This window comes from Psychrobacillus soli (assembly GCF_006861775.1).
Taxonomy (GTDB): domain Bacteria; phylum Bacillota; class Bacilli; order Bacillales_A; family Planococcaceae; genus Psychrobacillus; species Psychrobacillus soli.
The window spans coordinates 16,626-28,265 of sequence record NZ_VDGG01000032.1 but is presented as its reverse complement, the minus strand read 5'-3'; the positions used below and the strand labels follow the sequence as shown (position 1 = coordinate 28,265).

General features: G+C 36.9%; 13 protein-coding genes. 6 read left to right on the top strand and 7 right to left on the bottom strand.

Annotation, left to right across the window (positions count from 1 at the left end):
* Positions 1–460: 460 nt before the first annotated feature.
* Genes phaC through FG383_RS14375 form a run of 3 tightly spaced genes read right to left on the bottom strand, consistent with a single transcriptional unit; the run spans position 461 to position 2,907 of the window.
* Positions 461–1,543, bottom strand: coding sequence for a class III poly(R)-hydroxyalkanoic acid synthase subunit PhaC (gene phaC / locus FG383_RS14385; RefSeq protein WP_142608088.1), 1,083 nt, complete (start codon positions 1,541–1,543; stop codon positions 461–463).
* A 45-nt stretch (positions 1,544–1,588) separates the two neighbouring features.
* Positions 1,589–2,371, bottom strand: a complete 783-nt coding sequence (gene fabG / locus FG383_RS14380) for a 3-oxoacyl-[acyl-carrier-protein] reductase (RefSeq protein ID WP_142608087.1) — start codon at positions 2,369–2,371, stop codon at positions 1,589–1,591.
* 56 nt (positions 2,372–2,427) lie between these two features.
* Positions 2,428–2,907: a polyhydroxyalkanoate biosynthesis repressor PhaR gene (locus FG383_RS14375; protein WP_142608086.1), complete on the bottom strand. Its 480-nt coding sequence runs from the start codon at positions 2,905–2,907 to the stop codon at positions 2,428–2,430.
* A 225-nt stretch (positions 2,908–3,132) separates the two neighbouring features.
* Between FG383_RS14375 and phaQ the strand changes: the two genes are divergently transcribed.
* Complete coding sequence (phaQ, locus tag FG383_RS14370; RefSeq protein WP_142608085.1) at positions 3,133–3,543, top strand: poly-beta-hydroxybutyrate-responsive repressor; 411 nt, start codon at positions 3,133–3,135, stop codon at positions 3,541–3,543.
* A gap of 77 nt (positions 3,544–3,620) precedes the next feature.
* Positions 3,621–4,118: a hypothetical protein gene (locus FG383_RS14365; RefSeq protein WP_142608084.1), complete on the top strand. Its 498-nt coding sequence runs from the start codon at positions 3,621–3,623 to the stop codon at positions 4,116–4,118.
* 189 nt (positions 4,119–4,307) lie between these two features.
* On the opposite strand, the gene FG383_RS14360 is transcribed toward FG383_RS14365, so the two are convergent.
* The 4 genes from FG383_RS14360 to FG383_RS14345 form a co-directional block, all read right to left on the bottom strand.
* Complete coding sequence (locus FG383_RS14360; RefSeq protein WP_221887531.1) at positions 4,308–4,691, bottom strand: hypothetical protein; 384 nt, start codon at positions 4,689–4,691, stop codon at positions 4,308–4,310.
* A 32-nt stretch (positions 4,692–4,723) separates the two neighbouring features.
* Positions 4,724–6,286, bottom strand: coding sequence for a catalase (locus FG383_RS14355; RefSeq protein ID WP_142608102.1), 1,563 nt, complete (start codon positions 6,284–6,286; stop codon positions 4,724–4,726).
* 160 nt (positions 6,287–6,446) lie between these two features.
* A complete protein-coding gene (locus tag FG383_RS14350; RefSeq protein ID WP_142608082.1) occupies positions 6,447–7,511 on the bottom strand; it encodes a M24 family metallopeptidase in 1,065 nt (354 codons plus the stop codon).
* Between the two features lie 112 nt (positions 7,512–7,623).
* Positions 7,624–8,208, bottom strand: coding sequence for a hypothetical protein (locus FG383_RS14345; RefSeq protein WP_246097015.1), 585 nt, complete (start codon positions 8,206–8,208; stop codon positions 7,624–7,626).
* A gap of 293 nt (positions 8,209–8,501) precedes the next feature.
* Here FG383_RS14345 and FG383_RS14340 point away from each other — a divergent pair, with 293 nt between their 5' ends.
* The 4 genes from FG383_RS14340 (at position 8,502) to tatA (ending at position 11,604) form a co-directional block, all read left to right on the top strand.
* The gene (locus FG383_RS14340) at positions 8,502–8,759 is read left to right on the top strand and encodes a hypothetical protein (protein ID WP_142608080.1); all 258 of its coding nucleotides are present in this window, start codon (positions 8,502–8,504) and stop codon (positions 8,757–8,759) included.
* A gap of 56 nt (positions 8,760–8,815) precedes the next feature.
* Entirely contained in the window at positions 8,816–9,562 is a 747-nt protein-coding gene (locus FG383_RS14335; RefSeq protein ID WP_185907958.1) for a gluconate 2-dehydrogenase subunit 3 family protein, read from the top strand.
* Positions 9,563–9,584: 22 nt separating this feature from the next.
* Complete coding sequence (locus tag FG383_RS14330) at positions 9,585–11,327, top strand: GMC family oxidoreductase (RefSeq protein WP_142608078.1); 1,743 nt, start codon at positions 9,585–9,587, stop codon at positions 11,325–11,327.
* Between the two features lie 79 nt (positions 11,328–11,406).
* Positions 11,407–11,604, top strand: a complete 198-nt coding sequence (gene tatA / locus FG383_RS14325; RefSeq protein WP_142608077.1) for a twin-arginine translocase TatA/TatE family subunit — start codon at positions 11,407–11,409, stop codon at positions 11,602–11,604.
* The last annotated feature ends 36 nt before the right edge of the window (positions 11,605–11,640 follow it).

Here is an 11,640-nt window from a genome sequence, read left to right as displayed (position 1 = left end):
ATTCTCCTTCAAACGCGCAACGTTATGGGTCTTTTGCGCAATATTTCTAGAAATTGAGTCACAGTCTCGTCATCTCACTCCAAGTAAACTTGCTATTATAAGAATTAGTTGCTTTCGCGGGCAATTTAGTTGCTTTCGCCCTGATTTGGGTTGCTTTCGGAATAGAATTAGTTGCTTTCAATGACTAGTTGGTTGCTCTAAGCCATTTACTGGATTTATGCAATTGAGAAATTGGCTATTTTTTTGGGGGAGTCAGCACTGATAAGTAAGAAGCATCTTTTGATTTTCGCTGCGGGCGGTGAAGGCTCATCACTCACCCCACGGAAAGCGTACGCCCTGCAGCGAAAATCATAGTAGTCACCAAATAGAACTCTCTACGACGTATTATCCCTATAACATTCATTTAATAAAGCCACAAGAAAAGGAAACAAGTCTATTTACGGACTTGTTTCCTTTTCTATTACTTCGAGTTATCAGTAAGCCATTTTTCAATATAAGGATGAATTTCATTAACTGCTTTACGACCAGTGACTACCGATACATGACCAGTTTCCACTATATGAAGTGTCTTGTTTTTACTAGACACTTTATCATTTAGTGGTGCAATCTGCTGCGGTAAAACAATATTGTCTCTCGTTGCAGAAATGTTCAATAAATTCGCTTTAATATTCGCCAGTTCTACTTTGCGTCCACGTACTACTAATTGATCATTAATTAATTTGTTTTCCTGATAAAAATCTCTGATCCACTGTCTATAAGATTCACCAGGAAAAGGAACGCCGTCATTTAACCACTTTTGCATTAGCTTCCAATTTAAAACAAAGTCTTCGTTTTCCACACGGTCAGCTAAACTGACATATGGTCCGACAACATTGGAGATTGGATTAAGTAACTTATTGCCGAAGTCGATTAATTCAAAAGGAATATTACCAAGCGTATCGACCAATTTATCTAGCTGAAAATAACGTTTATCCAGCCAATTTGAATAATGCCCTGCATCTTTAAAATCAATGGGACTTGTCATCAAAATAAGGTTACGAATCGGCAATTGTGGATAAAGTGCAGTGAAAACCGCTGTCATCGTCCCCCCCATGCAGTATCCTAAAAGTGAGATATCTTTCGCTTTGGAAGTCTTCATCACTTTGTTTACTGCCCGCGGAATATAGTCTACAATATAATCTTCTAGTTTCATATTGCGATCTTCATAGCCAGCAGTACCCCAATCCAACAAGTAGACATCATGCCCCTTATCGGTCAGATGCTCTATTAAGCTATTGCCTGGGTAAAGATCTAGTATATACGGCTTATTGATCAATGCGTAAATCATTAGAATCGGTACTTTATTTGTTTTCTTTATAGCGGGCTGATAGCGATATAATTTGGCTTTATTTTTCGTCCAAATAACCTCTTTTGGCGTCTGGCCAACTTCTGGTTCAGCATCCGAGGAGATTACTTCTGTTAATCGTTTGATCTGTTGAATGTTTTTATCTTCCGAAAAACGTTCCATCCAGTTATCAAATTGCTTTGTATCTAGCGTAACCATACAATCCCTCCTACCAATCTACTTTTTTTATTGCAAAACTTTTTGTTACATGTGTAGTCCGCCATTTACATTAATTTCTTGACCAGTAATATAACTTGCTTGTGCTAAAAAAAGAACCGCTTCTGCAATTTCACTTGTGCGACCTAATCTTTGTACTGGTACTTTAGCAATTATTGCATCTTTTACATTTTCCGGCATTGCTGCAACCATCTCTGTTTCGATGAATCCAGGGCAAATCGCATTTACTGTGATGCCATTTCTAGCAGTTTCAAGAGCTAGCGACTTCGTAAAGCCTAGTAGCCCTGCTTTTGATGCAGAATAATTCGTCTGTCCAAAACCACCAGCTTGCCCGATGATAGAACTAATATTAATAATACGTCCAGACTTTTGTTCTAACATATGGTTGATAACAGCAGATGTTGTGTTGAAAACACTATTTAAATTGATATTGATTACATGATCCCATTCTTGTTTGGACATTTTACGGAAAGTACGGTCTCTTGTCACTCCCGCGTTATTAACAAGGATGTCGATTTTTCCGAAGCGTTCTAATACTTCTTCTATAAGTTTTTGTGAATCCTCTTCTATAGAAACATCTGCTTTATAAGCAAACGAAGTGCCACCTTCTCGTTCGATTTCTTCCATAACATTTTCCATATCAAGAGTGCTACTTAGATAATTAACTACAACTTGAGCCCCATTTTTTGCCAATGCTTTTGCTATTTCAGCGCCAATTCCTCGTGAAGCTCCTGTTACAACAGCTACTTTCCCTGCAAGAGGTTTTAAAGGATTCGCTTGTTCCAATACGGTTGTTTGCAATTCTGACATTTAAAATACACTCCCAATATATATTTTATTTAAGAAATCATGTAGTTAGTAGAGAATTATTTCTTAGCATTTATAGCTGGTTGTATTGTTGGTGCTGTTGGTGCTGTTGGTGTAGCAGTTACTTTCGGTATGTTCTGAACTTCTATTGATTTACTTATTAGTTCAATTACTTTATCCATTTTTTTATCTAGATTATTTATCCCTTTTTTTAATTGTTCAATTTCTCTTGAAGTGTCCGACTTATGCACATCCATCTGGTCTTCCAAATCATCCACTTTGGATTCTACATTTATAACAAGGGAAGCAATATTTGAAGTTTCCTCCCTAGAAGGTAAATTAAGTTGTTTTAAATAGGACTCCGTCAATTTATTTACTAATCCTTGATATTGTAAATATTGGCTTTGAATCTGCCCTAAACTTTCTGCAAAAGATTCTTTTCCAAGTGTATCTTGGATTGCATCTCTCCATGTACTTTCCGTTTTCTCATACACGTTTTTCCACATTGTAAAAGCATCGTATGAAGTTGTCTGGGTCAATGGAAACCATCTCCTTTTCTTAATTTCACCATAACTTTAACATACTTTTATAGGGTGGTATATATAAAAAATGTAAAGATTATGACTATTCGATATATTTCTGATGTATTCTTCTTTTTCCGACAAAGTATGTCAAACTTTTCAAAAATCAATCCCTTGACTTACGAAACATATAGGTGTAAATTACACTTATATGCAACGACAAAATTAAGTAGGTGATTGATAATGGAATCTAAAGAGGAAGAAACAAAAAAAAATAAGAACACCAATATTGGTGCTCCAAAGAATTTCCTTATCCCAATCATGTTGCTGCATTTACGTGATTGGAATACACATGGATATGAACTAATGGAGAAAATTTCACAGTTCGGTATGGAATCCGTTGACCAAGGGAACTTTTACCGCCTCCTTCGGCAACTTGAAAAAGATGCGTTAGTTACATCCGAATGGGATACGACATCAGGTGGTCCGGCTAAACGTATTTATTCTATTACGGATGCGGGTAAACAATATTTGGATTTATGGGCTGGTTCATTGAGTCAGTATCAAAAAATGTTGAATCAATTTTTCAATATATACAACCCTTTTTTCACCCCACTTCAATCTTCTTCCACTAAGAAGGAAGAAGAGGATTAACATCTGGATGTAATGCGAATATTAGCATTCATTATAAATAATAAACATGTTTTGCTAAATTAAAGGAGGAATTACGGATGGCTAGAGAACAAGTTGGAAACGGTGTAGATTTATTATGGGATGGATGGTTAAACGGTTTTAAAACGTTGCAAAGCTTGCAAGATGATGTGCAGAAAAAATCGTTACAAGCATTTACGTACCAAAAAGAGCTTCTAGATTCCACAGTAGCTACTTTGACTGCTATCGAAGAAGAAACAAAAAAAGCAACACAAGATTGGCAAGAGAAAGTTCAAACGAGCGTAAAAGGAATCAGTGGAAACACACAATTAGAACAAGTTTCTACATGGCTGAACAATATTCAAGAGATTAACGATAAAGCACAAGCTTTATCATGGAAACCAAGTTACGCGGTTCTGGATCTCTTCGTTCAATCACAAAATCACTTAGAGTCAACTGTTAAAGCTGCTATTGAACAACAAAAATTAGAACGTGAAGAAACATTGAACAAAATCGAGGAATTGACTCAGTTACTAAAAGGTGTGCATAAAGATTTATTAGTACCTGCAGGCGTATAATTCCTAGCCTTTGAATATTGTATAAATGAAAAAGAGAGGAGTCATCACTTTCAATGATACCTCTCTCTTTCTTTATTTTTTTGTTAGCTTCAACAATACAAAAATCGCAATGGCAAGTACAAACAGACCGAATAATAGCGCAAGTGAAATAGCTCCAAATGCAAGCAAACTCATATTAAAAACACTCCTTTACGTATACTTCATTTTAAAAGAGTGAATGGGAGAGTCAATAAATACTAGTTTATCGACTTTAGAAAACAAATCATTGAGAGACTCACTCTTTGTCGGATGCGTGAATATAGTATCTCGCAAAAATGTATATGGTAATTTTGCTTCTATTATAACCCTTACAACATTAATCACTTCACTGGATACCGCACAAAACAGTGTGCATCCTAAAATTTCCTTTGTTTTTGGATCCACCAGTGCCTTTAATAGACCTTCTGTTTGCTCAACTATGCGTGCCCTTGGAATTCCAGCTGCTGGCGTCGAAACTACTTGATACTCCAATCCTTTTTCCTTTGCCATTTTTTCATTTAATCCAACATGGGATAGTACAGGGTCTATGAACACTTCCCAATATTCTAGAAAGTGAGGTTCTACTATTAGTAAGGTTCAGCTTCATTACTTTTTTCAATTGCATCTTTAGGTGCCTGATCACCATCGCGATTTCCTAGTGGTTTTTGGCTTGAACCACCTTTTTCGGCATGTGCTAGACCTTCTTTTAAATGACGGCCATAGTCTTCATCTGCCTCTTCTGCCAATGCAATCATCTTTTCTTGAATCCGTTTATCGCAGCTAGAAAGGTCATTTACAAGATTGGCAATGAGTTCGGCTTTTTCCCATTGTTGAAATTTCCTGTACGTATCTCCGGCTTGTTTCGTATTATTTTGTCTGTCAATAGATTGTCGTACTAAATTCCCTTTTATCATCGGCGTGTATTTTTTACCTGTTTGAGTAGCTTCTTGTAATCCATCTAGAATGGAAGGTTCGTAGTTAATATGCGGATTTTGGAAAGGTCCCCGGTCCAACTTATATTGCATTTGACCTCCGCTTTGATTGGTTGCAACTCGTTTTTTTGGTGCATTAATCGGTAGTTGCAAATAATTCGCTCCCACACGATGACGTTGTGTATCCGAATAAGAAAATGTTCGCCCTTGCAACATTTTATCGTCCGAGAAATCTAGTCCATCCACAAGTACCCCTGTGCCAAACGCGGCTTGCTCCACTTCCATGAAATAATCTTCTGGATTTCGATCTAATACCATTTTTCCAACGGCCATCCACGGAAACTGATCTTCTGGCCATAGCTTTGTATCATCTAGCGGGTCAAAGTCCAGTTCGGGATGTTCGTCATCACTCATTATTTGAACGAGCAGCTCCCATTCGGGAAAATCGCCTTTTTCAATGGCGTCATATAGATCTTGTGTTGCATGGTTAAAGTTTTTTGCTTGTATTTCTTCTGCTTCCGTTTGCGTTAAGTTTCGAATACCTTGCTTCGGCTCCCAATGGTATTTCACAAGCACTGCTTCGCCATCGTTATTGACCCATTTGTACGTATTTACTCCCGAACCCTGCATCATTCGGTAATTTGCTGGAATACCCCATGGTGAATAAACGAATGTAACCATATGAAAGGATTCAGGCGAGCTCGCACAAAAATCAAAAAATCGTTCGGAATCTTGAATATTCGTCACTGGATCTGGCTTAAATGCATGGATCATATCCGGGAATTTTATCGCATCTCGGATGAAGAATATCTTTAAATTGTTGCCTACCAAATCCCAATTACCATCCTCCGTATAAAACTTCACCGCAAAACCACGCGGATCTCGCAAAGTTTCCGGGGAATGACCACCGTGAATAACGGAAGAAAAACGAACAAAAACAGGGGTTCTTTTCCCTTTTTCCTGGAATAACTTTGCACGTGTATATTTGGAAACAGCTTCATCGCCAACTGCTCCATAAGCCTCAAAGTAACCATGTGCGCCTGCACCGCGAGCATGTACAACTCGTTCTGGCACACGCTCTCTGTCAAAGTGACTTATTTTCTCGATAAAATCATAGTTTTCAAGTGTAGCAGGACCACGGTTTCCAACTGTTCTCATGTTTTGATTGTTTGTAATTGGATGCCCTTGCCTATTCGTTAACGTATCTTCATCTTCCATATTTGTTTCAAAGTTAGATTGCTCTTTTGTCACTGGTTGTCCTCCTACATATCCTTATAGATTCTACTTTCCACCTACATTCTGTCCAGTTACTATATTAAATAAACAAAAAAGTGAATTATAAAAGCTTCCCGCTACATTCAGCGGAAAGCTTTTCTCGTTACAATATGATTAATTCTTTATTGGATTTTGTAATAATTTCTATGCCATCTTTTTTCAAGATAATATCATCTTCAATTCGAACCCCGCCAAGATCTGGAATGTAAATACCCGGTTCTACTGTTAAAACCATTCCTTCTTCAATAAGTTGCTCACATTTAGGATTCATAAAAATATCTTCATGGATATACAAACCGATCCCATGACCCATACCATGTCCATAATACTCACCGTAACCTTTTTCACTAATAAAATCACGAGTTAAAGCATCCGCTTCTTTCCCTGACATGCCGGCTTTTATCTCACCCAGTGCATGCTCCAAGGCTCCAGATACAATACCATATATTTCTTTCAACTTAGGGTTCGGTTCACCGACTGCAATCGTTCTCGTCATATCGGAGCAATAACCTTTATAATATGCTCCAAAATCGAGCGTAATCATATCTCCTTTTTCTACTACTTTCTCACTTGCTACTCCGTGCGGTAATGCAGAACGGATGCCTGAAGCAACAATCATATCGAAGGAAGAAGAAGTAGCCCCTAGTTTTCGCATATGGAATTCTAATTCATTTGCAATTTCGATTTCCTTCATACCCGGACGAATAACTGTTAAAATATGTGCAAATGCAGCATCTGAAATTTCAGCAGCCTTTTTATGCTTAGCAATTTCGGTTTCGTTTTTAAACATACGTAATTTTTCAACTGCGCTAGAAACTGGCACTAAATCAGCTTTTGCATATTTACTGAATTGTGAATAATACTGATAGGATACATGTTGTTGTTCAAAACCTAGCTTTTTAATTCCTAAGCGTTCCGCAAGATTAGCAATTTCCTCATAGATTACTGCTCTATCTATTTCTTTCACTGTAAAATCCTTTGTCTGCGCATTCGCTTGGCTAGTATAACGAAAATCGACTAATAGATACGCTTCTGTCTTTGATATAAGTACTGTTCCAGCACTTCCGGTAAAGTCTGTTAAGTATCTTCTGTTAATACCATCCGTTATTAACACACCATCTATACCTAATTCATCAAACGATTGTCTTAGTTTCATTAGTTTTTCCAATGTATAACCCCCATGATATTACTTTTCACATAATTCAATCTAATACTTCCATTATTAATATGACATAAGCAAGGGATTAATAATAGTGGTTTATTGTAACTAAAAGTATTTGCTACACTGGAAGTGCGAAACGTTTCCACGTATTCTTTTGGACTCGCTCTTCTATTCCGCGTTTATCATAAACATAAGTTTGTAAGTTTCCTTTATATAAAAGATTTAACGATGAATGCTGTTCGAAATGATGTGGCTGTACGAAGTAAGGTGCAATTTGTAACTGAGTGGACTGGCATTCATTCATCATCGTTGCAACAAATTGCGAACAGAAAAAAGCATACTCTCTTTCAATTTTAATATTCATAGCTACTCCGAACAATCCGATTAAATTATATTTATATAATTCTTTACACTGTTCCATATGCCGGATTTTATTTCGCATTTGATTATATTCTTTATATGTTACTTCACATTTGTAAATTGCACATGTTGCACTCTTGAAAAGCCCTTCTGTCGGTACTTCCCTTACGAATCCCCCATTAAATGGATTATGTCTATTTTTCCTGCCGAAACTATACATCTCATTTAGTCCTGCATCGAAAGCAATGGATGCATGATTCATATCTTTTCTTGTATACATACCTATTGCTTTCGAAAACAGTGTTCCTGTATTAGTCAACACGATATAAACAGTCTTTTCCACCTTTCTCACCTCGTTCATAAGAAGCATTTTGCCCTTTTATCTACTTTTCTAATCATCTCTTAAAAACCTTCTTTTCCAAACGGGCTCTAGGAGGAAAATTAGTAAGGCTTAAGACGTAGAGAATAAAAAAGCGAGAGAAATAAATAATTTGAAATCTTTTTCCGACACTATAAATCGGACTGTTGGACAGTCAATCAGAACAGTATTTATTAATGGTTGTTGCCCTATCTCAAGATTGTTAAACTTTCAGTGTCGATACCATCTATGACCATTTTTTTATAAGGAGAATGCGCATGACTCAATACAACTTAGAAGAATTGAAACTATTAAATCAAGTTTTCTTCGCTCTATTTTTGGTAGCTGATTTTGCTCTATTACTTCATTTCAACAATAGTGAATTCCCTTGGTTTGCATTACTAGGTGCAGGAGTTGGGCTATTCATCATTGTTCTTTGTTGGGCAGGCAAAAAATTTACGTACTTTCTTGCTACATTGTTAGTATGTACTGCTACTTTTTCCATCATTTATAACTGGCATGCCATTTTCCACTAAAGAAATGCTTGCTTGTTTATGAAATGAAACATATTTCGATTGAGGGGGTTTTATTTGTGTCAGAACAAGAAAAAAATAATCCTATATTAGATAAACGTTCTTCCAGACGTACGTTTATCAAGAACTCTGGATTAACGGTAGGCGGACTTGTACTGGGTGGTGCAATTGGTAGTCTAATAGGGAAGGAAGAGGTACCAACTCAACAACAAGCTGTAAGTGGTGTGGTCCATGAAACAAACGATTATAGTGAAGCACTGCAGTTCTTCACTCGAACGGAAGATTTCAATGCATTAGCTGCGGCGACAGAGCAAATTTACCCGGAAGATGAACATGGTCCAGGTGCGATTAAACTTGGTGTACCTTACTATATTGATAAACAATTGGCTTCTCCTTGGGGGAGAAACGCAGATGATTATATGGAAAGACCATTTAATAATGGAGCAACCCCTCTTAATCGGGGAGATATTATGATTCAAGGTATACGAAAATTAAACGATGTTGCCAATACAAAACACCAAATGGCATTTAATGCAATCTCTGAGGATGAACAAATTATCATTTTGCAAGATTTTGAAAGCGGTAACATTGAATTGCCACTCGTATCTTCTGCAGAGTTTTTCGGGCTACTAAGACAGTTAACCATTGAAGGTTGCTATTGTGATCCAATGCACGGCGGGAATAAAAACATGGAAGGATGGAAAATGAGAGAATTTCCAGGAGCATACATGTCATTCATCGATGTCGTTGAATCAAAAGAGTTTGTTGTAAAGAACCCAATAAGCTTAAGCAATCATTTACATTAATCGTAATAATGGGGGGAAAGTAATGGCGAAAGTATTACCTAAAACAGATGTTGTCACAGTGGGAGTAGGCTGGTTTGGAGGAATTGTGGCTGCCGAATTAACAAAAGCAGGATACAATGTCGTAGGTCTCGATAAAGGAAAAGAAAAAAATATAAAGGATTATCAACTCACACATGATGAAGTTCGTTATCCAATTAGAGGTGAAGGATATCAAAAATTAACAAAAGAAACATATACTTATAGAAATACACTAGATCAAGAGGCAACCCCAATTCGTGATAAAGCTACCTCAGTTATAGGTGAAGGTATTGGTGGAGGTGGATCTCATTGGGGTGCTCAAACACACCGCTATTACCCGTATGATTTTGAAATTAAAACAAAAACAATCGAAAAATATGGTGACGGTAAAATTCCCACGGACATGACTATTCAAGATTGGGGTATTACTTACGACGAATTAGAACCCTATTTTGATAAGTTCGAGAAAATGGCGGGAATTTCTGGAGAGCCTGATCCCAATTATCCAGAACGGTCCAATCCATATCCAAATCCACCTCTTAAAAAGAGTGAAGCGCTCCGATTATTTGAAGAAACAACAAAACAGATGGGCTACCAACCATTTATGATTCCAACAGGAACTGTTTCCCAAAGCTACACAAATCCTGATGGACAACAGTTAAATGCTTGTCAATATTGTGCATTCTGCGGTAGTAACTACTGTGAATATGGTGCAAAAGCGGATCCTGTTGTAACAGTAATTCCAACAGCTCAAAAAACAGGAAAATTTGATCTCCGTACGCATGCAAAAGTAACACGGGTTTTGCATGACGGTCAAAAAGCGACTGGCGTCTTATACCAAGATACAAGAACTGGGGAAGAATTTGAACAACCAGCTGATCTTGTAGTACTTACAAGCTATGTGTTTAATAACGTACGACTACTATTACTATCTGGAATTGGTGAACCTTATAATCCACAAACAGGTACAGGAGTTATCGGTAAAAACTTTACTGATCATCATGGGATCACAATATCATTTGGTTTATTTGATGATAAGAAATTTAACAACTATGCGGCAACAGGTGCGTATGGAATGGCTATCACGGATTATACCGGTGACTTATTTGATCATACAAATTTAGATTTTATCCACGGTGGACAAATTGAACTTCGTATAACCGGTACTGCGCCAATTGCAAATAATCTCACTGCTCCTGGTACATCTACTTGGGGGAAAGATTTTAAAAGAGAATCGTTATTTTATGCAAATCGTAGCTTAATGGTATTTACACAAAAAGCAACAATGCCTTTTAAAAATCACTATTTAGACTTAGATCCAAATTATAAAGATGAGAATAGTGACCCACTAATTCGTATTACATGGGATTATTCTAACAATGATCGTGGAATCCATGATTTTCTTCAACAAAAACATATTGAAATTTTAGAAGAGATGAAAGCAACTCATATTTTACCAGTTCCAATACCTGAACACTATACTGGTGGACTAGCATTCCAACATAATGGTGGTGGCGTAATTATGGGAAGTGATCCAACTAACAGCGCTATAAATAATTACTTACAAATGTGGGATATGGATAATTTATTTGTTTGTGGGGCTTCTGCATTCCCACATTTCAGTGCAACAAACCCAACCACAACGGCTGCTGCATTGACGTATCGTGCAACTGAAGGTATGATTCAGTTCTTAAAAAACGGTGGCGGGCAATTAGTAGTTGCAAAAAATGAGAAACAATTAGTCTAGCCTTCTAATTGAATTAGTCAACGCTATACTCATTTTCTTTCGAAATAAATTACTATTACTAGTTTCATTAGGAGGTATTATAATGCCAAACATCGGAGTACCGGGGTTAATCATCGTTTTAATATTAGCTTTAATCATCTTCGGACCATCGAAACTTCCTCAATTAGGAAGGGCAGTTGGGCAAACATTAAAAGAATTTAAATCTTCTACAAGGGATATTATAAACGATGAAGAGAAATTAGAAGCTGTAAAAACAGATAAAGAAAAGAAAATCTAATACAAAAGACCAGCTATTTTTTTTGAATAGCTGGTC